The organism is Streptomyces sp. NPDC005878 (assembly GCF_040629815.1).
In the GTDB taxonomy this organism is placed as follows: Bacteria; Actinomycetota; Actinomycetes; order Streptomycetales; family Streptomycetaceae; genus Streptomyces.
Map to the genome: position 1 here is coordinate 42,724 of NZ_JBEXWK010000041.1, position 21,872 is coordinate 64,595.

19 protein-coding genes are annotated in these 21,872 nt (G+C 74.3%); 9 read left to right on the forward strand and 10 right to left on the reverse strand.

All coding sequences use genetic code 11. The features are described from left to right. Positions 1-11 precede the first annotated feature (11 nt). Together pxpB and ABZ404_RS36350 are read left to right on the forward strand one after the other, a co-directional pair. Complete coding sequence (pxpB, locus tag ABZ404_RS36345; RefSeq protein ID WP_358835717.1) at positions 12-632, forward strand: 5-oxoprolinase subunit PxpB; 621 nt, start codon at positions 12-14, stop codon at positions 630-632. After that, on the forward strand, positions 629-1,522 hold the full coding sequence (locus ABZ404_RS36350; RefSeq protein ID WP_358835710.1) for a biotin-dependent carboxyltransferase family protein: 894 nt from the start codon (positions 629-631) through the stop codon (positions 1,520-1,522). Before pxpB ends, ABZ404_RS36350 begins: the two co-directional genes overlap by 4 nt. Here the strand turns inward: ABZ404_RS36350 and ABZ404_RS36355 are convergent. From ABZ404_RS36355 to ABZ404_RS36365, 3 genes are all read right to left on the reverse strand, one after another. Then, positions 1,510-5,085 (reverse strand): hydantoinase B/oxoprolinase family protein, encoded by a 3,576-nt coding sequence (locus ABZ404_RS36355; protein ID WP_358991338.1) that lies wholly within the window; start codon positions 5,083-5,085, stop codon positions 1,510-1,512. The genes ABZ404_RS36350 and ABZ404_RS36355 overlap by 13 nt on opposite strands. Before the next feature lie 157 nt (positions 5,086-5,242). After that, positions 5,243-6,661, reverse strand: a complete 1,419-nt coding sequence (locus ABZ404_RS36360) for a HEAT repeat domain-containing protein (protein WP_358836107.1) — start codon at positions 6,659-6,661, stop codon at positions 5,243-5,245. A gap of 259 nt (positions 6,662-6,920) precedes the next feature. Further along, positions 6,921-7,313: an ankyrin repeat domain-containing protein gene (locus ABZ404_RS36365; RefSeq protein ID WP_358836108.1), complete on the reverse strand. Its 393-nt coding sequence runs from the start codon at positions 7,311-7,313 to the stop codon at positions 6,921-6,923. 320 nt (positions 7,314-7,633) lie between these two features. On the opposite strand from ABZ404_RS36365, the gene ABZ404_RS36370 reads away from it, so the two are divergent. Further along, positions 7,634-7,828: a hypothetical protein gene (locus ABZ404_RS36370; RefSeq protein ID WP_067155558.1), complete on the forward strand. Its 195-nt coding sequence runs from the start codon at positions 7,634-7,636 to the stop codon at positions 7,826-7,828. Between the two features lie 37 nt (positions 7,829-7,865). Then, positions 7,866-9,419, forward strand: coding sequence for a hypothetical protein (locus tag ABZ404_RS36375; protein ID WP_358836109.1), 1,554 nt, complete (start codon positions 7,866-7,868; stop codon positions 9,417-9,419). Positions 9,420-9,643: 224 nt separating this feature from the next. Here ABZ404_RS36375 and ABZ404_RS36380 read toward each other — a convergent pair whose 3' ends face one another. After that, positions 9,644-11,140: a PLP-dependent aminotransferase family protein gene (locus ABZ404_RS36380; RefSeq protein ID WP_358991341.1), complete on the reverse strand. Its 1,497-nt coding sequence runs from the start codon at positions 11,138-11,140 to the stop codon at positions 9,644-9,646. Positions 11,141-11,203: 63 nt separating this feature from the next. Here ABZ404_RS36380 and ABZ404_RS36385 point away from each other — a divergent pair, with 63 nt between their 5' ends. The 4 genes from ABZ404_RS36385 (at position 11,204) to ABZ404_RS36400 (ending at position 14,719) form a co-directional block, all read left to right on the forward strand. Beyond that, positions 11,204-11,920: a hypothetical protein gene (locus ABZ404_RS36385; RefSeq protein ID WP_358836111.1), complete on the forward strand. Its 717-nt coding sequence runs from the start codon at positions 11,204-11,206 to the stop codon at positions 11,918-11,920. After that, entirely contained in the window at positions 11,917-12,681 is a 765-nt protein-coding gene (locus ABZ404_RS36390) for a glycerophosphodiester phosphodiesterase (protein ID WP_358836112.1), read from the forward strand. The genes ABZ404_RS36385 and ABZ404_RS36390 overlap by 4 nt, the downstream gene beginning before the upstream one ends. A gap of 56 nt (positions 12,682-12,737) precedes the next feature. After that, positions 12,738-14,090 carry an MFS transporter gene (locus ABZ404_RS36395; RefSeq protein ID WP_358836113.1) on the forward strand — a complete coding sequence of 451 codons (1,353 nt, stop codon included), beginning with the start codon at positions 12,738-12,740 and terminating at the stop codon, positions 14,088-14,090. A gap of 254 nt (positions 14,091-14,344) precedes the next feature. After that, a complete protein-coding gene (locus ABZ404_RS36400; RefSeq protein WP_067155573.1) occupies positions 14,345-14,719 on the forward strand; it encodes an RNA polymerase-binding protein RbpA in 375 nt (124 codons plus the stop codon). Between the two features lie 141 nt (positions 14,720-14,860). Here ABZ404_RS36400 and fxsA read toward each other — a convergent pair whose 3' ends face one another. The 4 genes from fxsA to ABZ404_RS36420 form a co-directional block, all read right to left on the reverse strand. Continuing rightward, positions 14,861-15,442 (reverse strand): FxsA family membrane protein, encoded by a 582-nt coding sequence (fxsA, locus tag ABZ404_RS36405; protein WP_358837702.1) that lies wholly within the window; start codon positions 15,440-15,442, stop codon positions 14,861-14,863. A gap of 95 nt (positions 15,443-15,537) precedes the next feature. After that, the gene (locus ABZ404_RS36410) at positions 15,538-16,305 is read right to left on the reverse strand and encodes a polyprenol monophosphomannose synthase (protein ID WP_358837701.1); all 768 of its coding nucleotides are present in this window, start codon (positions 16,303-16,305) and stop codon (positions 15,538-15,540) included. Positions 16,306-16,717: 412 nt separating this feature from the next. Then, on the reverse strand, positions 16,718-18,265 hold the full coding sequence (locus ABZ404_RS36415; RefSeq protein WP_358991344.1) for an amidohydrolase: 1,548 nt from the start codon (positions 18,263-18,265) through the stop codon (positions 16,718-16,720). 141 nt (positions 18,266-18,406) lie between these two features. Then, a complete protein-coding gene (locus tag ABZ404_RS36420; protein ID WP_067155585.1) occupies positions 18,407-18,847 on the reverse strand; it encodes an Lrp/AsnC family transcriptional regulator in 441 nt (146 codons plus the stop codon). 203 nt (positions 18,848-19,050) lie between these two features. Here ABZ404_RS36420 and ABZ404_RS36425 point away from each other — a divergent pair, with 203 nt between their 5' ends. Beyond that, positions 19,051-19,491, forward strand: coding sequence for a hypothetical protein (locus ABZ404_RS36425; RefSeq protein WP_358836251.1), 441 nt, complete (start codon positions 19,051-19,053; stop codon positions 19,489-19,491). Here ABZ404_RS36425 and ABZ404_RS36430 read toward each other — a convergent pair. After that, on the reverse strand, positions 19,488-20,594 hold the full coding sequence (locus ABZ404_RS36430; protein WP_358836250.1) for a phosphotransferase family protein: 1,107 nt from the start codon (positions 20,592-20,594) through the stop codon (positions 19,488-19,490). The genes ABZ404_RS36425 and ABZ404_RS36430 overlap by 4 nt on opposite strands. 67 nt (positions 20,595-20,661) lie before the next feature. Further along, positions 20,662-21,783: a hypothetical protein gene (locus ABZ404_RS36435; protein WP_358836249.1), complete on the reverse strand. Its 1,122-nt coding sequence runs from the start codon at positions 21,781-21,783 to the stop codon at positions 20,662-20,664. Between the last annotated feature and the right edge of the window lie 89 nt (positions 21,784-21,872).

The following is a 21,872-nucleotide window of genomic DNA, read 5'->3' on the forward strand; positions in this document are numbered from 1 at the left end:
GTGCCCTGCCGATGCGGACGCTGCCGGTCGGCGACCGCGCGCTCCTCGTCGAGCTGGAGAGCGGTGAGGACGCCGAGGCCCTCCACGCCGAGCTGCTGCGCCGCCGCGCCGCCGGACGACTGCCTCCCGTGCGGGAGATCGTCCCGGCGGCCCGTACGGTCCTGCTCGACGGCCTGGACGACCCGGAGCGGCTCGCGGCGCTGCTGCCCGGCTGGGAGGTGGCCCCGCCGCGCGCGGACGCGGGCGCGTCGGTCGAGATCCCGGTCCGCTACGACGGCCCCGACCTGGCCGAGGTGGCGGCGGAGTGGGACGTCTCGCCGGAGGCCGCGGTACGGATCCACAGCGCGACCGCCTTCCGGGTGGCCTTCTGCGGGTTCGCGCCCGGCTTCGGCTATCTGACCGGGCTGCCCGAGCGGTACGCGGTCCCCCGCCGGGCCACGCCGAGGACCGCCGTCCCGGCCGGGTCGGTCGCGCTGGCGGGCCCGTACACCGGCGTCTATCCGCGCTCGTCCCCGGGCGGCTGGCAGCTCGTCGGCACCACGGACGCCGTCCTGTGGGATGCGGGCCGGGAGCCCGCCGCGCTCCTGGCGCCGGGTACCCGGGTGCGTTTCGTTCCGCTGGGCGCGGCATGACGGACCGGGCCTTCTGCGTGGTGCGGGCCGGCGCGCTCACCTCGGTCCAGGACGAGGGCCGACCCGGCCACGCCCACCTCGGCGTACCGCGCTCGGGGGCGCTCGACCTGCCCGCGAGCCGTCTCGCCAACCGGCTGGTGGGCAACCCCGCCGGCGCCGCCGTCCTGGAGACGACGCTGAGCGGATGCGCGGTGCGCCCCCGCCGCGCCGTGACGGCCGCGGTGACCGGGGCGCCCTGCCCGGTGACCGTCGACGGGCGTCCGGCGGCGTGGGGCGCGCCGGTGCGGGTGCCCGCCGGAGCGGTCCTGGAGGTGGGCGCCGCCGTACGGGGAGTGCGCTCCTATGTGGCGTTCGCCGGGGGGATCGCGGTCGATCCGGTCCTCGGCAGCCGCTCCACCGACCTGCTCTCCGGGCTCGGACCGCCTCCGCTCACGGACGGCGCCGTGGTGCCCCTGGGGCATCCGGCCGGGCGCCACGCGCGCGTGGACGCGGCCCCCGCGCCGGGACCGCCCACCGAGCTGGTGCTGCGGGTGCTGCCGGGGCCGCGCGCCGACTGGTTCACGCCAAACGCCTTCGACGTTCTGGCGCGCGGGCGCTACCGGGTCTCCGCCGCCGGCAACCGCATCGGTCTGCGCACCGAGGGCCCGGCGCTCGAGCGGGCCGTCCACGGCGAGCTGCCGAGCGAGGGCATGGTGTGGGGAGCGGTCCAGGTGCCGCCGGACGGACGGCCGGTGGTGTTCCTTGCCGACCATCCCACCACCGGCGGCTATCCGGTGCTCGGCGTGGTCGCCGGGGCCGATCTGGCCGCCGCCGCGCAGGCCGCGCCCGGCACCCCGCTGCGGTTCGTGCCCGTCCGCCGGTCCCCCGCGCGCAGCCGTCAGCAGCCGTAGCCGCCGCCTCCGGGTGTGCGGACGACCAGGACGTCCCCGGGGCCCATCTCGACGGTGTCCACACCGGCCAGCGGCTCGCTGCGGCCGTCCGCGCGCTCCACCAGGTTCTCGCCGAGCGCGCCCGGCCCGCCGCCCGCCATGCCGTACGGCGGGACGCGCCGGTGGCCGGTCAGCAGGGCCACCGTCATCGGCTGCAGGAAGCGGATCCGGCGCTCGGCCCCGCGGCCGCCGCTCCACCGGCCCGTCCCGCCGCTGCCCTCCCGTACGGAGAAGGCGTCCACGCGCACCGGGTAGCGCCACTCCAGCACCTCGGGGTCGGTGAGGCGCGAGTTGGTCATGTGGGTCTGCACGGCGTCCGCGCCGTCGAAGCCCTCCCCCGCGCCGGAGCCGCTCGCCACCGTCTCGTAGTACTGCACCCGGTCGTTGCCGAAGGTGACGTTGTTCATCGTGCCCGAGCCCTCGGCCTGGACCCCCAGGGCCGCGTAGAGGGCGCCGGTGACGGCCTGCGAGGTCTCGACGTTCCCGGCCACCGTCGCGGCCGGGTAGCGGGGTGCCAGCATCGAGCCGGGCGGCACCCGTACCTCCAGCGGCTCCAGACAGCCGCTGTTGAGCGGGATGTCGTCGTCCACCAGCGTCCGGAAGACGTAGAGGACGGCCGCCATCACCACCGACCGGGGCGCGTTGGCGTTGCCGGGCTGCTGCGGGGAGGTGCCGGCGAAGTCCACGACGGCGCCGCGCGCCTCGCGGTCCACGGTGACGGCGACCCGGATCACCGCGCCGCTGTCCGTCTCGTACGCGTACGAGCCGTCGTTCAGCCCGGCCACGATCCGGCGCACGGACTCCTCGGCGTTGGCCCGCACATGACCCATGTACGCCTGGACGACGTCGGGGCCGAACTCCTCGCTCACGCGCCGCAGTTCGGCGATGCCCTTCTCGTTGGCGGCGATCTGGGCACGCAGGTCCGCGAGGTTGGTGTCCGGGTCGCGCGAGGGGTGGGCGGCGCCGGTCAGCAGCTCCCGCGTCTCGGCCTCGCGCAGCCGGCCGTCCCGGACGAGCAGCCAGTTGTCGAAGAGCACGCCCTCCTCCTCGATCGTGCGGCTGAAGGCGGGCATGGAGCCGGGCGTGATGCCGCCGATCTCGGCGTGGTGGCCGCGCGAGGCCACCAGGAACCGCAGCTCGCCGCCGTCGAAGACCGGGGTGATGACGGTGACGTCGGGCAGGTGGGTGCCTCCGTGGTACGGGTCGTTGACGGCGTAGACGTCACCGGGCCGCAGGGCGCCCTCGTTGCGGCGCAGCACCTCCTTGATGGACTCCCCCATCGAGCCCAGGTGCACCGGGATGTGCGGGGCGTTGGCGATCAGGTTGCCCTCGGAGTCGAAGAGCGCGCAGGAGAAGTCGAGGCGTTCCTTGATGTTGACGGAGTGGGCGGTGTTCTCCAGGCGTACGCCCATCTGCTCGGCGATCGCCATGAAGAGGTTGTTGAAGACCTCCAGCATCACCGGGTCGACCTCCGTGCCGACGGCCGTGCGGGCCGGGCGGGGGCGCGACCGGGTCAGCAGCAGGTGCCCGAGGTCCCCGGCTGCGGCCTGCCAGCCGTCGTCCACCACGGTGGTGGCGTCGGCCTCGGCGACGACGGCGGGTCCGGTGACGGCGGCGCCGGGCCGCAGGGCGGCGCGCCGGTACAGCGGGACCTCCCGGCGCTCGCCCGCCACGACCATGGGCACGGTGGCCGCGGGCCCGGCCGCCTCCTCGCGCGCGTACTCCCCGGCCCCGGGGGCGCCGTGGGGCCCGGCGGCGCCGACCGCCTCCACCGACACCGCCTCCACGACCAGCGGCTTGTCCATGGTGAAGGCGTACCGCGCGCGGTGTTCGGCTTCGAAGGCCGCCTTCATGGCGTCCGGCGCGTCCAGGTCGACGGGCAGGCTCGCGTCCGTGCCGGCGTAGCGCAGCAGGACGCGCGCGTGGGTGGTGACCGCCTCGTCGGGGAGGCCGTCGGCGCGCAGTTCGGCGCGCGTGTGAGCCGCGAGCTCCGCGCACACCTCGCGCGCCCGACCGGCTCCGGCCCCGTCGAGCTCCGCCTCCACGGACCGCTCGCGCATCGCGGTCGCGTCCGCGAGACCGATCCCGTACGCGGAGAGCACCCCGGCCAGCGGGGGGACGACGACGGTGGCGATGCCGAGCGCGTCCGCGACCGCGCAGGCGTGCTGGCCCCCCGCGCCGCCGAAGCTGGTCAGGGCGTAGCGGGTGACGTCGTGGCCGCGCTGCACGGAGATCTTCTTGACCGCGTTCGCCATGGTGAGGACGGCGATCTCCAGGAATCCGGCGGCCACGTCCTCGGCGGTGCGCCCGCCGCCGGTGCGCCGGGCGAGGGCGGCGAACCGCTCCCGCACCACCTCGGCGTCGAGTGGCTGGTCGCCGTCGGGGCCGAACACGGCCGGGAAGTGGGCGGGCTGGATCCGGCCGAGCATCACGTTGGCGTCGGTGACGGTGAGCGGGCCGCCGCGCCGGTAGCAGGCGGGTCCGGGGGAGGCGCCCGCCGAGTCGGGGCCGACCCGGTAGCGCCGGCCGTCGAAGTGGAGCACCGAGCCGCCGCCCGCCGCCACGGTGTGGACGGTCATCATGGGGGCGCGCATCCGCACCCCGGCGACCTGGGTGGCGAAGTCCCGTTCGAAGGCGCCCGCGTAGTGCGAGACGTCGGTGGAGGTGCCGCCCATGTCGAAGCCGATCACGCGCGCGTGGCCGGCCTGTGCGGAGGTGCGGGCCATGCCGACGACGCCGCCCGCCGGGCCGGAGAGCACCGCGTCCTTGCCCCGGACGTGCGCGGCCTCCCGCAGCCCGCCGTTGGACTGGAGGAACATCAGCCGTACGCCGTCGAGTTCCCGCGCGACCTCGTCGACATAGCGGCGCAGGATCGGCGAGAGGTAGGCGTCCACCACGGTGGTGTCGCCGCGCGGCACCAGTTTGATCAGCGGACTCACCTCGTGGGAGCAGCTGACCTGGGTGAAGCCCAGCTCCCTGGCGGCCCCGGCGACGGCCGTCTCGTGGCCGGGGTGGCGGTAGCCGTGCGTCAGGACGACGGCGGCGCTGCGGAAGCCCTCCGCGTGGGCGGCGCGCAGCCGCCCGGTCGCGGCCGCGAGGTCGAGGGGGCGGACGACGGCGCCGTGCGCGTCGACCCGCTCGGGCACCTCCACGACCTTCTCGTACACCGCGTCCGGCAGCTCGATGTGCCGGTCGAACAGGCGCGGCCGGTTCTGGTACGCGATCCGCAGGGCGTCCCGGAAGCCCTCGGTGACGACCAGGACCGTCGGCTCACCGCGCCGCTCCAGGAGGGCGTTGGTGGCGACGGTGGTGCCCATCTTGACGACCGCGATCCGCTCGGCGGGGACGGGCTCGCCGGGCCCGAGCCCCAGCAGGAGCCGGATCCCGGCGACGGCCGCGTCCCGGTACCGCTCCGGGGCGTGGGAGAGGAGCTTGTGGCTGACCAGGCGCCCGTCCGGCCGCCGGCCCACCACGTCGGTGAAGGTGCCGCCCCGGTCGACCCAGAACTCCCAGCGCCCTGTCATCCCTCCATTCTGGCAAGGAGGGGCGTGCCCGGGGGCGCGCCGAGCACCACGTGCGCGGCGCGGGTCCCGCCCGCTCCGTCCGGAAGGCGTCCCCCGGGCTCTTCGGAGAGGGTGTTCCGCCGCCGGGGCTCCCGGCCCGTCCGGACGGAGCCGCGGCTCATAGAGCGGGTGCGTCGGGGCCCATCCGGTTGTGGATGGCGCTCTGTACCTCGGCCTCCTCGGCCGGGTCGTCGGCCAGGCGCCGCAGCCGCTCCGCCACGCGCGCGTCGACCAGCTCGGCGTACTGCGCGGCCACCTCGCGGGTGGTCTCCTCGCAGTCCCACAGGCACTCGACGGCGAAGCCGGTGGCGAAGGAGGGGTCGGTGGCGGCGAGCGCGCGGGCGGTGCGGCCGCGCAGCTCGGAGGAGGCGGTCTCGCGGTAGAGGTGCCGCAGTACGGGGGCGGCGCAGCCGATGCCGAGCCGTCCGGTGCCGTCGACGAGGGGGCGCAGCAGGGGCGCGTCGGGCCCCTCGGAGCGCACGCACTCGCGCAGCGCGCCCAGCACCAGCTGGGCGTCGTCGGCCTCGCCCCGGCAGGCGAGAACGCCCGCGGCGGCGGCGCCGAGCGCGTCGGGCCGGTGCACCCAGCCGCGGGCCCGGTCGACGGCCGCGGGGCCGCACATCCGCTCGAAGGCCTGGACAGCGGCCTCGGCCACCGTGCGGGAGCCGCCGCCGACGGCGGCCTCGATGAGGTCGAGGACGCGCGGGTCGCGTGACTCGGTGAGGTAGTGCAGGGCGGCGCAGCGGGCGCCGTCCGCGCCGGCGCGCGCGGCCTCGACGATCATTTCGCGGTCGTCGGGCCCGGCGACGGCGCCCAGGCAGCGGGCGGCGGGCAGGGTGAGGTCGGCGCCGCGGTCGAGGCCCTCCTGGGCCCAGTCGAAGACGGCCTGGACGCTCCAGCCGGGGCGCGGCCCGGACGGCCTCAGCTGACGCTGCCAGCGGTCGAAGGAGCCGGCTTCCCGGGCGGCGCGCACCCGGGCGCCGACCGAGGCGCGGGTGTCCTCGGCCCACAGCCGCCAGGGCCGGGGTTCGAAGGCGTCGCGGACGGTGGCGGCCAGCTCGGCGTCGCCCTCGGGGGTGCGGGGGAAGCGGGCGAGGACGGGCTCGGCGAGGGCGCGCAGTCCCGCGTCGTCGTCCCGCAGCGCGAGCTCGTCCAGGGCCCAGCGCCAGTTGGCACCGCCCGCGGCGTAGCGGCGCAGCAGCAGCAGCGCGTCGTGCCTGCCGTAGGAGGCGAGGTGGCCGAGGACCGCGAGCGCGAGGCCGGTGCGGTTCTCGTCGGCGTCGAGAACGTCCTCGGCGCTGAGGAGATGGGCCTCGATCTCGTCGAGTCCGCCGTCGAGATCCAGGTAGAGGCGCGCGTAGTACAGGGAGCGGTTCTCCACCTGCCAGTCCTGGCGGGGGTCGCTCAGTACACAGTGGTTCAGGGCCGCCAGGGCTTCTGGGCGCGGGGCGGCGAGCGCGTGCAGGGTGCCGTCGCCGCGGCCCCGCTGCAGCAGGCCGAGCAGCGTACCGCTCGGCGCTATGACCGGATCAAACATGGAAGTAGCCTCACATCAAGCTGTCGACGCAACCGGGATTCGTGCCGTGCCCTAGTAGGCCGCGCGCCAACATGTTCGGCCGTCCGCCGTCTTCCGCTTGCTGTGGACCATCTTCCTGCCTCTCGTCGTGTGGCCCCCGATGTAAGGACCCTGCCCCTGATGAAGGGGCTCGTCGTCATGATGACCCAGGCATTTCGCCACCGCGACCACATTTACGAGCCTCTCCCACCAGGTAGGCGGGGGTACCCCGGCACAAACCTCAGCGGTCGCCGAAGAGTGCGAGCAGTTCCGTCTTGCCGAACATCCGTGCGGTGTCCAGCGCTGACGGCGTCCCGGCGGAAGGATCGGCTCCGCCTGTGAGCAGCGCCTTCACGACCTCCTGCTCGCCCTTGAAGACCGCTCCCGCGAGCGGGGTCTGGCCGCGGTCGTTGGCGCGGTCGGGGTCGGCCCCGCGCGCGAGGAGCGCGGAGACCGCCTCCGCGTGCCCGTGGTAGGCGGCGAGCATCACCAGGGTGTGACCCTGGTCATTGGTGAGGTCGGGCGAGACCCCGGCGTCCACGTACGCGGCGAGCGCCTCCGCCTCTCCCCGGCGGGCCAGATCGAAGATCCTGCTCGCCAGTTCGACCACCTCGGGATCGAGGGCATCGCTCATCGCGCGGACCGCCTTTCTTCGGGTGCGGCGCTCCTCGGAACGCCTGTGACCTGGCCCGTACGGCGTCGGGGCCGTACGAGTGAATCGACAGGGTACTGCCCGCCGGCCGACATGGACCGGTCCGCCCGGGGCAAAGCTCACCGCGAGTAACAGCACCCGGTCCACCGGGCGCGCAGTGTCCCTCCCGCGGCCCGGATCCCTGTCCGCCACTCCAGTGAAAATCAGAGGATTTCACTCGATTGCACCTTTTATCACATAGATACTTCCCGTGATCATGGAAGAACTCATGGTGACTGTCCCCCCACCCAGGAGAACTCCTCATGATCCTGTCCATCTCAGGCGTCGTCCTGCTCGGCATCATCGTCTTCCTCTTCTTCCGGAAAGACGGCCTCAAGGCCTCGCACGCCATGGTCTGCGCCCTGTTCGGTTTCTACCTCGCGGGCACGGCGATCGCCCCGAGCATCAAGGCCGGGGGCCAGAGCCTGGCCAGCCTGCTGGGCGGGATCAAGTTCTGACCTCCCGCAGCCCCGACCACCCCCACAGGAGACCGACGTGGCCCGGCGACCACTCCCCCGCATTCTGAGCAGCACGACCGCGCCGATCGCCCGCAGCCGCGAGCTGGCGCGCACGGCCGCCGACAGCGCCACCGACGTCCTCCATCCGCTCATCACGATCACCCGCGGCCTGCGGCTGATCCTCGTCGCCCTGGGCGGCAAGTGGACCGCCACGCCCAAGGAGCGGCGTGGTCCCGCGCTGTTCCTGGCGGCCGCCGTGGTCCTGGTGGTCGCGCTCATCCCGTACGGGCCGCTGCTCGCCCTGATCACGGTGATGGCCGCGGCCGCCTGGAAGGGCCGCGTGCGCGTCCCCGTCAAGACCGGCCCCGACGAGGCGGAGGCCGGCCGCCTCCAGGCGCTCTACGAGGCGCTCGTGCCGTACTTCTCGGTGCCGGAGGACCCCGGTCCGCTCTTCACCCACGGCGGTGACTGGACCGCCGTCTTCAGCGAGTACGCGTTCGACGACACGGGCCGGGTGGCCCGCCTCCTCATCCGCTACCCGGCGTACTTCACGGACGGCGAGCCCGAGGCGCGCGCCCGTATCGAGCAGTTGCTGCACACCAAGTCCGGGCGCGGCCGGGAGTACCGGTTCGAGTGGGACGAGGAGGCCAACCAGCTCGTGATGCGCGTCCTCGGCGCGCTCCCCACCGCGATCGCCGCCCAGCGGTTCGTGGCCGGGCCCGGCGAGACCGTGCTCGGGTTCACCGACGCCGACGCGGTGCAGCGGACCGTGCCGGTCGTCGAGGGCGAGGACGTCCGCGACGCGCCCCCGGTCGTCTGGCGCACCGGGCCGCGCTCCACCGAGCCGCACCTGCTGGCGGTCGGCGAGCCCGGCAGCGGCACCACGACCCTGCTGCGCTCCATCGCCCTCCAGGCGCTCCAGTACGGCGACGTGCTCATTGTCGAGGGCAGCGGCACCGGGGAGTACGCGTGCCTGGCCGGGCGCCGGGGCGTGCTCGCCGTCGAGTGCGGCCTCGCCGGGGCGCTGGCCACGCTGGAGTGGGCCGCGCACGAGACCGAGCGCCGCCTCATCGCCGCCAACCGCGCCCGCCAGTCGGGCCACCCGACTCCGGACGACGTCAAGCGGCCGCTGTGGATCCTGCTCGACCGGCCGAGCGTCTTCGGGCACCTGGCCGCCGCCGACGGGCGCCCCGAGCCGCAGCAGCTGCTCCAGATCCCGCTGCGGCACGGCCGGGCGGCCGGGGTGACGGTGGTGGTCGCCGAGCAGTTCGACTGCCTGGAGGCGCTGACCGAGCCGGTCCGCACGCACACCCGCGCGCGCGTGGTGCTCGGCCCCGCCACCGCCGCCCAGGCCGCGTGGGTCCTCGGCGTCCCGCCGCACACCACCCCGACCGCGCTCGTCCCGCCCGGCCGCGGCTACGCCCGGCTGGGCACCGGGCCCGTCCTGCGCCTCCAGGTCCCGGCGACCCCGGACCCGTACGACGAGGCGACCAGCGAACAGCACCGCCAGGCGGTCCTCGACCTGCTCCCGGAACGCGACCTGCCGGTGGAGGCGGCCCCGCACGCGCAGGCGGTACCGGCGGAGGGGTGAGCCACCGCACCGGCGGACGGAACGCCTGAACGCCCGGGGCACCACGGCGAGCGCCCGTCAGCCCCGGGCGCCCCGGCACCCTCGGGGGCCCCGGCACCTCTCGGTCCTGGGCGCCCGACACGTCCCCCAGGTGCCCCGAACGTCCCTCGGTCCTGAGTGCCGCAGCTCTGGGCCCCGGGCGCCCCGGCCCCCCTCAAGGCCCCGCACCGCCGCGCCCCTTCCCCTCATGCCACGAACGTCCGCGGCGACTCGCCCCCCGTGCTCGCCCCCTTCTCCACCAGCCGTGCCGCCGCCGCGAGGCGGGCCGCCGCCTCCTCGGCCACCGGGCCGCTCACGGTGAAGGGGAGGCGCACATAGCCCTCGAAGGCGCCGTCCACGCCGAACCGGGGGCCGGACGGCACCCGGACGCCCACCCGTTCGCCCACCTCCGCCAGGCGGGAGCCGGAGATTCCCCCGGTGCGCACCCACAGCGTGAGCCCGCCCACCGGTACGTCGAACTCCCACTCCGGCAGCTCCCGGCGGACCGCCGCCACCAGCGCGTCGCGGTTCTCACGCGCCTGGGCGCGGCGCAGGTCGACGGCCTGCTCCCAGCCGCCCGTGGCCATCAGCCACTTGACGGCGAGCTGCTCCAGGACGGGGGTGCCCAGGTCGGCGTAGGCGCGGGCCGCGACCAGGGAGCGGATGACGTCGGGGGCCGCCCGCACCCAGCCGATGCGCATGCCCGCCCAGAACGCCTTGCTCGCCGAGCCGACGGTGAGCACCGTCGCGCCCGCCGGGTCGAAGGCGCAGACCGGGCGCGGCATGTCGACGCCCTCGTCCAGCCACAGCTCGGACATGGTCTCGTCGACGACGAGCACGGTCCCGGCCGAACGGGCGGCGTCCACCAGGGCGCGGCGCTGGTCCTCGTCGGCCAGCGCGCCCGTCGGGTTGTGGAAGTCGGCGACGACATAGGCGAGCCGGGGCGCGGAGTCGCGCAGCACCTGCCGCCACAGGGGCAGGTCCCAGCCGGTGAGCCCCTCGGCCATGGCGACGGGCACGAGCCGGGCCCCGGCCTCGCGCATCAGCTGGAGGATGTTGGCGTACGAGGGCGACTCCACCGCGATCCGCTCGCCGCGCCCGGCGAAGAGGTGGCAGATGGCGTCGATGGCGCCCATCGCCCCGGTGGTGACCATGATCTGCTCGGGCATGGTCGGGATGCCGCGCGCGGTGTACCGCTCGGCGAGCATCCGGCGCAGCGCCGGCAGCCCGGCCGGATAGTCGCCGTGGGTGTGCGCGTACGGCGGCAGCTCCTCCAGGGCGCCCTGCACCGAACGGGTCAGCCACGGCTCCGGCGCGGGCAGCGCCGCGCACCCCAGGTCGATCATGGATCCCAGCGACTCGGGCGGCAGCGGCTCCAGGCCGCGCGCGGGCAGCGGGTTGCCCGCCGGCACGGCCGTCCAGCTGCCCGCGCCCCGGCGGGACTCCAGGAAGCCCTCGCCGCGCAGCGCCTCGTAGGCGGCGGCGACCGTGGTGCGGCTGACCGAGAGCGCCAGGGCCAGCTCCCGCTCGGCGGGCAGGCGCGCGGCCACCGGCACCCGGCCTTCGAGGACGAGGAGCCGGATCCCGTCGGCCAGCGCCCGGTAGGCGGGCGGCTTGCGGGTGCCCGCCGGGCGGGGCTGCTGCTGTGCGTTGAGCTGTCGGGCGAGCTGTGCCGGCCCGACCGCCGAGGTCCACTGCGCCATGAAGTCAGTCCACCTTCCCCGGATTGGCCATGGTTGGGAGAGGATTCCCCGCCACAGAGTGTCATGCGTCAGTCCACCACCACCAGACAGGGGGACGCTCACGTGTCCGCACACCTCACCCGGAGGCTGCTCCAGCTCTATGTCGGCCTCACGCTGTACGGGGTGAGCTCGGCGCTGCTGGTGCGCAGCGGGCTCGGACTCGAACCGTGGGGTGTGCTGCACCAGGGCATCGCCGAGCGCACCGGGCTGACCATCGGGGTCGTCTCGATCATCGTGGGCGCGCTGGTGCTGCTGCTGTGGATCCCGTTGCGCCAGCGCCCGGGCCTGGGCACGGTCTCCAACGTCTTCGCCATCGGCATCGCGATGGACGCCACCCTCGCCCTCGTGCCGGACGTGCACGGCCTCGCCGCCGAGATCCCGCTGATGGCCGGCGGGATCCTGTTCAACGGCGTGGCGACCGGGCTTTACATCTCGGCGCGGTTCGGCCCCGGGCCGCGCGACGGCCTGATGACCGGGCTGCACCGGGTCTCCGGCCGTTCCATCCGGCTGGTGCGCACCTCGATCGAGGTGGCGGTCGTGGTGACCGGCTTCCTGCTCGGCGGCTCGCTCGGTGTGGGCACGGTCGCCTACGCCCTCGCCATCGGCCCGCTCGCCCAGCTCTTCCTGCGGGTCTTCGCGGTCCCGGAGGCGGCGGGGACACCGGGGGCCGCCGGCGAACCGGCCCCGGCCGCCGGACCCCTGGCCGGGGAGGCGCCGGCACAGGCGATACTGCCCGGGTGACTCGCGTACGCCACCCCTATCTGGACCATCCGACGCCGATCGCCTTCGCCCACCGCGGCGGGGCCGCGGACGGCATCGAGAACACCGCCGCCGCCTTCGGGCGGGCCGCCGCGGCCGGTTTCCGGTACTTCGAGACCGATGTCCACACCACGGCGGACGGCCGTCTGGTCGCCTTCCACGACTCCACCCTGGACCGGGTCACCGACGCCGTGGGCCGGATCGCCGATCTGCCGTGGGGCGAGGTGTCACAGGCCCGGGTGGCGGGCCGGGAGCCGCTGCCGCTCTTCGAGGAGCTTCTCGACGCGTTCCCCGAGGCGCGCTGGAACGTGGATCTGAAGGCCGAGTCGGCGCTCGTGCCGCTGGTGGAGCTGATCCGGCGTACCGGCTCCTGGGACCGGGTGTGCGTGGGCTCGTTCTCCGAGGCCCGGGTCGCGCGGGCCGCGCGGCTGGCGGGTCCGCGCCTGGCCACCTCGTACGGGGTGCGGGGCGTGGCCGCGCTGCGGCTGCGCTCACTGGGGCTGCCCGCGCCGCTGCGCCGGGGCGCGGTGTGCGCGCAGGTGCCCGAGTCCCAGAACGGCGTCCCGGTGGTGGACCGGCGCTTCGTGAGGACCGCGCACGCCCTGGGCCTGCACGTCCACGTGTGGACCGTCAACGATCCCGATCGGATGACGAGGCTCCTGGACCTCGGTGTGGATGGCATCATGACCGATCATCTGGAGACGCTGCGCAAGGTACTGACCGACCGGGGAACCGGCTTCTGAACTCCGCGCGCGCCCACAGGACGAACGGAAGGGCGCGGGGTTTGACCGCCGAGACCATGGGCCGGGCCGCCGCGGAGGCGGTCCCGGACGCCGACCGCCGCCGCGAGCAACACGGCTGGTACTTCTACGACTTCGCGTGCTCGGTCTACTCGACGACCGTCCTCACCGTGTTCCTCGGGCCGTATCTGACGGCGATCGCCAAGGATGCCGCCGACGCCCGCGGTTTCGTGCACCCCCTGGGCGTCCCGGTGCGGGCCGGGTCCCTCTTCGCTTACGCGGTGTCCGCCTCGGTGGTGCTCGCGGTGGTCCTGATGCCGATGGTGGGCGCCGCGGCCGACCGCACCGGCCGCAAGAAGCCGCTGCTCGCGGTGGCGGCCTACACGGGTGCCGCGGCGACGGCCGGCATGTTCTTCCTGGACGGGCACCGCTATCTGCTCGGCGCGGTCCTCCTCATCGTCGCCAACGCCGCCCTGTCGGTCTCGATGGTGCTCTACAACGCCTATCTGCCGCAGATCGCGGGCCCCGAGGAGCGCGACCGCGTCTCCTCGCGCGGCTGGGCGTTCGGCTACACCGCGGGCGCCTTCGTCCTGATCCTCAACCTGGCCCTCTACTCGGGCCACGACGGCTTCGGGCTGTCCGAGGGCACGGCCGTACGGATCTGCCTGGCGTCGGCGGGCGTGTGGTGGGGCGCCTTCACGCTCGTACCGCTGCGGCGGCTGCGGGACCGGCGCGCGCCCGCCGGGCACGTACCGGCCGAGGGCAGGGTGGGCGCGGGCTGGCGCCAGCTCGTCGCGACCCTGCGCGACATGCGCGCGCGTCCGCTGACGCTCGCCTTCCTGCTCGCGTACCTGATCTACAACGACGGCGTGCAGACCGTGATCTCGCAGGCGTCGCTGTACGGCTCCGAGGAACTCGGGCTGGACCAGAACACCCTGATCGTCGCCGTGCTCCTGGTGCAGGTGCTCGCGGTGGCGGGGGCGCTGGGGATGGGGCGGCTGGCGCGGACCCACGGCGCCAAGCGCACGATCCTGGGGTCGCTGGCGGTGTGGGCGCTGATCCTGGGCGCCGGGTACTTCCTGCCCGCGCACTCGCCCGCGCTCTTCTTCGTCCTGGCGGCGGCGATCGGCACGGTCCTCGGCGGCAGCCAGGCGCTGTCGCGGTCGCTTTTCTCACACCTGGTGCCGAGCGGCAAGGAGGCCGAGTACTTCTCGGCCTACGAGATGAGCGATCGCGGGCTGAGCTGGCTGGGGCCACTGGTGTTCGGGCTCGCGTACCAGCTGACCGGCAGCTACCGGGATGCCATCATCTCTCTCGTGATCTTCTTCGCGGTCGGCTTCGTGCTGCTCGCGAGGGTCCCGGTGAGGGCCGCCGTGGCGGCCGCCGGGAACCCTGTTCCGGCGCGGATTTAGACGTTGAAGTGAAAGGCCGGTAGTGTACGCCTTTGGCCTGCCAGGCGGACCGTTACTGCGTGCTCAACTAGAGAAGACGCTGGGTGACATCTGCTGCCAGATGTGACAAACCGGGCACTGGTGGGTACAACAAGGGGCGGCACGACGGCGACACATGACCCACAACGGGAATCTTTAACGCCGACCGGACGTTGACCGGATGACGACGACAGCGACACCTGTCCTGTGGGCGACAAGCCCGGGAGGCACGATTCATGAGTGAGCGAGCTCTTCGCGGCACGCGCCTCGTGGTGACCAGCTACGAGACCGACCGCGGCATCGATCTGGCCCCGCGCCAGGCGGTGGAGTACGCATGCGAGAACGGACATCGCTTCGAGATGCCGTTCTCGGTGGAGGCAGACATCCCGCCGGAGTGGGAGTGCAAGGCGTGTGGCGCCATGGCACTCCTGGTGGACGGCGAAGGTCCTGAGGAGAAGAAGGGCAAGCCCGCGCGTACGCACTGGGACATGCTCATGGAGCGGCGCACCCGCGAGGAGCTGGAGGAGGTTCTGGCCGAGAGGCTGGAGGTCCTGCGTTCCGGCGCCATGAACATTGCCGTGCATCCGCGCGACAGCCGCAAGTCCGCCTAAGCGCGCAAGCGCCGAAGCGCCCAAGAAGAAGAGGGCCGGTCCCACCGTTTCGGTGGGACCGGCCCTCTTCTTGTGCCCGGTGCGCCGCCCGCCGGGCACGATGACCGGCGCGGCGGGCGGCCGGCCCGGGCGGGCCGGCCGTCAGGTCAGCGGCGGCCGGGGGCCCCGCTCCTCGTGGTACGGCGAGGAGCCCGCGTCCTCGCGGATCACCTCGCCGCGCACCACCTTGCCGTCGGGCTGGTGGATGCGGGCCTGCTGGAAGGCGGCGCCCAGACCGCCGGGGCGGGAGGCGCGCATCCGCTTGTCCAGCGAGCGCTCCGCGTACCGGCCGAGGGTCTTGCGCACAGGCGGCACCAGACAGAGCAGGCCCAGGACGTCCGAGAGCAGGCCCGGCACCATCAGGAGCAGGCCGCCGAGCATCGTGAAGGTGTTGCCCTCGCCGCCGGACCGCGGTTCGGCGCCGGGGTCCGCCGCCCCGGACTGCTGGCGCTGAAGCGTCTCCGTGAGGTTGCGGAAGGCGCGGCGCCCGGCCCGCTTGATGACGTATCCGCCGAGCACGGCGCCCGCGACCAGCAGGGCGAGCACGGTCAGTCCCCCGGCGGCGCGCGCCACCGCGACCAGCAGCCAGATCTCCGCGAGGAGCCAGGCGGCGATCGCCAGGGGGACGAGAGTACGCGCACGGGAGCGCTTGGGCGGGGCGGAGGGCGGAGTGCCGGTCGTCATGCTCCCAGTGTGCCTGGGCGCGTGCCAGGACGGCGTAAGGGATCCGTCAGCGCGGCCGCCCGGCTGGAGCCGGAGCCGGAACCGCAGTCGCCCGCTCAGGACGGCTTGCGGCCCATGAGCTTGTTGGCGCGCGAGCCGACGCCCCAGGCGGTGACCCGCCACAGCGCCTCGACGATGATGTCGTTGCTCATCTTGGAGTCGCCGCGCTCGCGCTCGACGAAGGTGATGGGCACCTCGACCACGTGGTAGCCGGCGGCCACCGCGCGGCGGGCCAGGTCGACCTGGAAGCAGTAGCCCTGCGAGGCCACCTCGTCCAGGCCGAGGCCTTCGAGGGTCTCGCGGCGGAAGGCCCGGAAGCCGCCCGTGACGTCGCGGATGTCCACGCCGAGCAGCAGCCGGGAGTAGGTGGAGCCGCCCCGGGAGATGAACTCGCGGTGCTTGGGCCAGTTCACCACCCGGCCGCCCGGCACCCAGCGCGAGCCGAGGACCAGGTCGGCGCCCTTGAGCGCGGTGAGCAGCCGGGGCAGCTCCTCCGGCTGGTGGGAGCCGTCGGCGTCCATCTCGACGAGGACGCCGTAGCCCTTCTCCACGCCCCAGCGGAAGCCCGCGAGGTAGGCGGCGCCGAGGCCCTCCTTGCCCTTGCGGTGCAGCACGTGGACGTGGTCGTCCTCGGCGGACAGCTCGTCGGCGATCTTGCCGGTGCCGTCCGGGCTGTTGTCGTCGGCGATCAGGACGTGGGCCTCGGGGACCGACTCCCGGACGCGGGAGACGATCGGCTTGATGTTCTCCGCCTCGTTGTAGGTCGGGATGATCACCAAGGCTCTGCCGAGCGGGCCGTATCGCCTCTGACCGCCGTCGTTCACTGCTGCCCCTTATTGTCCGTACGCAGGGCACCACCATAGCGAGCGGTGGGGGCACCGCCGCACCGCGAGGTCCCGGGGTGTCGGAATGGGGGCCCGGCGCCCTTCGGGCCGGGCCGGGGGCCCGCTGGCTGCGGGCCGCCTGGAACCGTTGTCTACTGAACGTCCGGGCCCCATCCGGGTCGCACGCTCCCCCGAGCTCCCGCGGAGCAGGGGGACCCCCCGGACGGCAGAAACCTTCTGTCGGCCGGACGTCCTGCGGTGGACCCGGCCGAACCTACCGGCCCCCCGCCGCTCTCTGTCAACAGCCGTTCGACCTGCGCAATCGTCCCGAACACGCAGGTCAGCGCGGGAGATGCGCAGGTGACGACGGCCCGGCGAGGGCAGCCTGACGGCCGTACGGAACGTCTTTGCGTCACTCGTTCGGCCGGACGAAGACGGTGTGGCCGGAGACCACCGTGCGCAGACAGACCGGCAGGGCCGCGCCCGGGCTGAGGTCGGGCAGGCCGGGCGTGCCCGAGCGCGGGTCGGTCGACCAGCGGGCCACCCGGTCGTCCGGCGCCTGCACGATCAGCTCGCCGGTGCTCCAGACCGCGTAGTCGGCGGGGGCGCCCGGCACCAGGGTGCCCGCGTCGTCCCGGCCGATGGCGCGCCAGCCGCCCCGGGTGTGGGCGGTGAACGCGGCGCGGGCCGAGACCCGGTGCTCGGGCGTGCGGTGGAAGGCGGCCGCGCGGACGGTGCCCCACGGGTCGAACGGCGTGACCGGTGCGTCGGAGCCGAAGGCGAGGGGCACCCCGGCGCGCAGCAGGGCCGCGTACGGGTTCAGGGTGCGGGCCCGGTCCGCGCCGAGGCGCTCGGCGTACATGCCCTCCTCGCCGCCCCACAGCGCGTCGAAGGCGGGCTGCACGGAGGCGGTGAGGCCGAGTTCCGCGAAGGCGGCGATCGTCTCGGGGGTGAGCATCTCGGCGTGCTCGACGCGGTGGCGGGCGGCGCGGATCCGGGCCAGGCCCACCTTCGCGGCGGCGGCCCGCACGCCCTCGACGACCGCGGTCACGGCGGCGTCCCCGATGGCGTGGAACCCGGCCTGGAGCCCGGCCTCGGTGCAGGCGGTCACATGGGCGGCGACGCCGGCCGCGTCCAGATGGGCGGTGCCGGTGTGCGCGGCGTCGGCGTACGGCTCGTGCAGACAGGCCGTGTGGGAGCCGAGCGCGCCGTCGACGAAGAGGTCGCCGGCCGCGCCGAGCGCGCCGAGTTCGCGGATGCGATCGGCGTCCTTGGGTCCGGTGACCTGCTCGGCCCAGTAGCCGAAGACCCGCGGGCCGGCCTCCTCGCCGGCCAGGGCGAGCAGCGAGGTGAAGTCGTCCTCGTCGGAGATCTCGGGGCCGCCGCACTCGTGCAGGGTGCCGATGCCGAGGGAGGCCGCGTGGCGCAGCGCGGCCCGCTGGGCCTCCTCGCGCTGGAGGGGGGTGATCGCCGCGTGGGCGGCGGCCCGCACCGCGTGATGGGCGGCGCCGGTCAGCGGGGCGTCCGGGTGGTAGCCGTCGAGGCCGGTGACGCCCGGGATCCGGTCGAGCAGCGCGGTGCTCGCGACCGCCGAGTGCACGTCGATGCGGGGCAGGTACAGGGGGCGCCCGCCGGTGGCCTCGTCGAGTTCGGCGCGGGTGGGCGGGGTCCGCTCGGGCCAGCGCGCCGCGTCCCAGCCGTGGCCGAGCAGCACGTCGTCGCCGGGGCGGCCCGCGGCGTATTCCCGTACCGCGGCCAGGGCCTCCGCGAGGGTGCGGGCGGTGGACAGGTCGAGGCCGGTGAGCGCGAGGCCGGTGGCCGTGGTGTGCACATGCGCATCGGTGAACGCCGGGGTGACCAGGGCTCCTTCGAGGTCGACCACCTCGTCCACGCCCGCCGCGAAGGCGTCGGCCGCGCCCTCGGAGCCGACCCAGGCGACGTGCCCGCGTTCGACGACCATCGCCGTGGCGAAGGGGTCGGCGGGGCTGTGGACCTCCCCGCCGCGCAGCAGCACGGTGCGGTGGTCGGGCTCGCCCGCGGGCAGCGGGGCGACGGTTCGGGCCGGAAGGGCGGCGGCGCTCTCGGAACTCATGGGAACAGCCTAGATACGCGGCGGCCGTGCCTCGTACGGGGTCGAGAGAACGACGGTGGTCCGGGTGGAGACGCCGGCCAGCGAGCGGATGCGGGTCAGCAGGTGCTCCAGCTCCAGCGGCGTCGCCACGCGCACCTTGAGGATGTAGTTCTCGTCGCCCGCGACGCTGTGGCACGCCTCTATCTCCGGCACGTCGGCCAGCCGCTCGGCGATGTCGTCGGGGGCGCTCGGGTCGAAGGGCTTGACCGAGATGAACGCGGTCAGCGGCAGCCCCACCGCCTCGGGGTCCACGACCGCGACATAGCCGCGGATGACTCCGCGCTGCTCCAGACGGCGTACCCGCTGGTGCACCGCCGAGGTGGACAGGCCGGTGGCCTTGCCCAGGTCGGTGTAGCTCATCCGCCCGTCCTTGACGAGCAGATCCACGATCTGACGGTCCAGCTCCTCCATGCGGATCAACCTATTCCCCCAGGTCCCCTCCGGCACAGTCCGCGGCGACCGGAAGGGGCACCTGCGGCGGGCATGTGACGAATGCCACAGGTTTGTGACGCCGCCGTGAGGGTCCGGGTGGTTACGGACGGGGCGTGGCGGGAATTGCTTGCTGTGGTCGCGGCTACGGCGCCTTGCCGGCCCACCCGAGGGGGAGAAACCCAATGCAGAACATGAAGCGCGGCGGACGTGTGCCGAATGAACGCACCGACGAACGCACCGGTCCGGAGCTCGTCGCTCCTTACGTCGAGGACGAGTTCACCGACGACGAGGCGGCCGACGCCTACGACACCTTCGAGATGTACCGGGTGATCTGCCCGGACTGCGCCCAGCCGATCGCGCTCCTCGCGGACGAGACGGTGCTGCCGGAGCACGCGCTGTGCCCGAGCCCCTGGAACCCGTTCGTCCTGACGGTGTGCGCCGGGACCGGCCGTCCCGCCGCCCAGAGCAGGCCCGCGGACACCTCCAAGGACCTGCTGGAGCAGGACACCGCGCTGCTCCTGACGCTCCCGCAGGGCCTGGACTGGCGCACCCAGCCCTTCTCGCACGTCGGCGGCCCCGGCTCGCGCCCGCTGCGGGTCCCGCGCATGCGCCGCGCCGCCTAGGGCGCGCCCCCGCTCCAGTACGTTCCGCGCACCATCGCCTCCAGGCTCGCCCGGTGCAGGATCAGCGTGTCCGGGTCCTCGGGGGCCCGGACCTCGCCGAAGTGCAGCTGCCGGTAGGCGATCCTGAGCATCACCACCGCGTGCCGCAGCGCGGCGTAGAGCGTGTGGAACTCCATCGCGCGGGGCGTGTGGCCGGTCAACTTCGCGTAGCGCGCCTCGATGTGGCCGCGCGTCAGGAAGCCGGGCAGCCCCGGCTGGCCGAAACTCACCGTCAGATCCTGGAAGAAGCGGTGGAGGTAGACGGTCCAGCCGAGGTCGAGTTCGCGCGGGCCGAGCGCCGCCATCTCCCAGTCGAGGACGGCGGCGGGCTCGAAGCCGTCGTAGACGATGTTGCCGATCCGCGCGTCGCCCCAGCAGAGCACCGCGGGCCCCTCGTCGGCGGGCCAGTGCGCGTCGAGCCAGTCGAACGCGGACTCGATGAGCGGGGAGGGCGACAACCCCTCCACCACCCAGGCGTAGTAGGCCCGTTGCGCCTCCACGTGGCGCCGCAGGGGTGAGCCCTCGCCCGGGGGCAGCAGGAACGCGGCCTCCTCGGCCGGGAAGCGGTCGTGGAGCCCGGCGAGCACCGCGACGGTGGCGTCCTCCAGCCGTCGGCGCTCGGCGTCGCTCGCGGAGTGCAGCCAGTTCCCCTCGTACGTGTAGGGCATGACGTCGGGCGGTACGCGCCCCTGCGCGCGCTCCATGACGAAGAAGGGCGCGCCGAGCGCGGCGGGGTCCTCTTCCAGCCACAGCACCCGGGGCACCGGGACATCGGTGTGCTCGGCGACCAGGCGCATCACCCGGTGCTGGCGGGCCATGTCGTAGACCGGGAAGACGGTGTACGCGGCCGGATCGGCGGCGAGCCGCAGGGCGCAGGCGCGCACCGGCGCGTCGGGGTGGTCGAGGCCGAAGAGCAGGGTCTCGCTCGACATCCCGTTGGAGGACGGGACCTCGACGCCGGTGACGCGGGCGCCGGGCAGCCGGGCGTCGAGCCAGCGGGTGAGCCTGCGGCCGATCTCCTGGGGGTCGCGCGTGGTGGTGCGGGGTCGTGGTGCCGTGGCCATGGGCGGTTCCCTTCTCGGGGCGCGGAGGGGGCGCGGCGGGGCGGGGCGGAGAGCCGGGGCGCGGAGGTCAGGGTGCGACGGAGGTGTACGAGGCGAAGCCGCTGGGGTCGTGCCGGCCGAAGCTGCCGTGCTCGAAGATCCCGTAGCCGGTCCGCCCGTCGAGGGTGAAGCGGGCGGCGTGGTCGGTGACGCCGTAGGCGGCCAGGGGGTGGGTGGTGGGGTCGGAGAGGTCGTGGACACGGCGGTCGGTCCAGCCGCGCCCCTGCCAGGTGCCGTGCTGCCAGTCGTCCGCCGGCGGATACCCGGCGCCGACGGCCAGCGGCGAGGAGGTGAGGATTTCGACGCCCAGCTCCAGCGGCTCGCGGGAGGCGTCGGTCAGGTGGATCACCGCGCGTTCGGGGTGGCGGGTGCCGGAGCGGTAGGCGATGTCGGCCCGGGGCCAGCCGAGTTGGGCGTCCGGGTGGCCCTCGCGCACGAGCACGGCTTCGTTGAGGGTGCGGTAGCCGTCGGCGTCCTCCTGGGCGATCACCATCAGGAAGCGGTCGTCGAAGCGGACCGGCACCCAGAGCCAGTGGAACCCCTCGGGCCGGTGCTCGTCGGCGCGTCCGCCGCTCTCGCCGGGGATCGGGCGCACCCCCCAGCTGCGGTCCCGGGTGCCGGTCCACTCCCCCGCCGCGAGGGCGATCTCCTCGCCGCCGACGCGGATGGTTCCGGCGCAGTGGCCCGCCTGGACGAAGCGGCGGCCTTCGAGGGTCAGGCGGTCGCCGCGCCGCTGGACGTGGTGCGGCTCCCAGACGGCCGGGAAGTCCGCCTGCCAAGTGATCTCGTACGCGAGCGAGGCGGGGTCGGCCGGGTCGGGGGCGCAGTGCAGGGTGAGGCGGCGCAGCGGCTCGTCGACGGTGATGCGCAGCGGGCCCACCGAGAGGTTCATCCGGTCGTCGGTGAGCGCGTCGCTGGCGCGGACGGCGTACAGCCGGTCGCCGAGGCGCAGGGTGGCGTAGGCGTCGATGACCCCGGTGTTGGGGTAGACGCCGAGGCCCGCGATCAGCAGGGCGCGGCCGTGGTGGTCGAAGACGTGGAAGATGCAGCGGTCGTAGGCGTTGCGGTCGCCGGTGGCGACGTGTTTCAGGGAGAGGGGGACCTGGTGGATGGGGTATTCGTCGAGTGCGATCGGACGGTCCTGGGACACGGCAACCTCCTGGACGACAGGGAAGTTGACGGTACGTCAGAAACCGCGAAAAGCCAGCCCCCGCGAGCCGGGGCGTACGGATCCGTACG

Bases quoted from the DNA above. Each gene is read 5' to 3' on its own strand.
- ABZ404_RS36365 (WP_358836108.1), bottom strand. From the start codon at position 7,313: ATGAGCGATGCCCTCGATCCCGAGGTGGTCGAACTGGCGAGCAGGATC.
- pxpB (WP_358835717.1), top strand. From the start codon at position 12: ATGCGGACGCTGCCGGTCGGCGACCGCGCGCTCCTCGTCGAGCTGGAG.
- ABZ404_RS36420 (WP_067155585.1), bottom strand. From the start codon at position 18,847: ATGGAGGAGCTGGACCGTCAGATCGTGGATCTGCTCGTCAAGGACGGG.
- ABZ404_RS36430 (WP_358836250.1), bottom strand. From the start codon at position 20,594: ATGGCCACGGCACCACGACCCCGCACCACCACGCGCGACCCCCAGGAG.
- ABZ404_RS36395 (WP_358836113.1), top strand. From the start codon at position 12,738: ATGGGCCGGGCCGCCGCGGAGGCGGTCCCGGACGCCGACCGCCGCCGC.
- ABZ404_RS36415 (WP_358991344.1), bottom strand. From the start codon at position 18,265: ATGGTCGTCGAACGCGGGCACGTCGCCTGGGTCGGCTCCGAGGGCGCG.
- ABZ404_RS36400 (WP_067155573.1), top strand. From the start codon at position 14,345: ATGAGTGAGCGAGCTCTTCGCGGCACGCGCCTCGTGGTGACCAGCTAC.
- ABZ404_RS36360 (WP_358836107.1), bottom strand. From the start codon at position 6,661: ATGTTTGATCCGGTCATAGCGCCGAGCGGTACGCTGCTCGGCCTGCTG.
- ABZ404_RS36385 (WP_358836111.1), top strand. From the start codon at position 11,204: ATGCGTCAGTCCACCACCACCAGACAGGGGGACGCTCACGTGTCCGCA.
- ABZ404_RS36370 (WP_067155558.1), top strand. From the start codon at position 7,634: ATGATCCTGTCCATCTCAGGCGTCGTCCTGCTCGGCATCATCGTCTTC.
- ABZ404_RS36425 (WP_358836251.1), top strand. From the start codon at position 19,051: ATGCAGAACATGAAGCGCGGCGGACGTGTGCCGAATGAACGCACCGAC.
- ABZ404_RS36380 (WP_358991341.1), bottom strand. From the start codon at position 11,140: ATGGCGCAGTGGACCTCGGCGGTCGGGCCGGCACAGCTCGCCCGACAG.
- fxsA (WP_358837702.1), bottom strand. From the start codon at position 15,442: ATGACGACCGGCACTCCGCCCTCCGCCCCGCCCAAGCGCTCCCGTGCG.
- ABZ404_RS36355 (WP_358991338.1), bottom strand. From the start codon at position 5,085: ATGACAGGGCGCTGGGAGTTCTGGGTCGACCGGGGCGGCACCTTCACC.
- ABZ404_RS36350 (WP_358835710.1), top strand. From the start codon at position 629: ATGACGGACCGGGCCTTCTGCGTGGTGCGGGCCGGCGCGCTCACCTCG.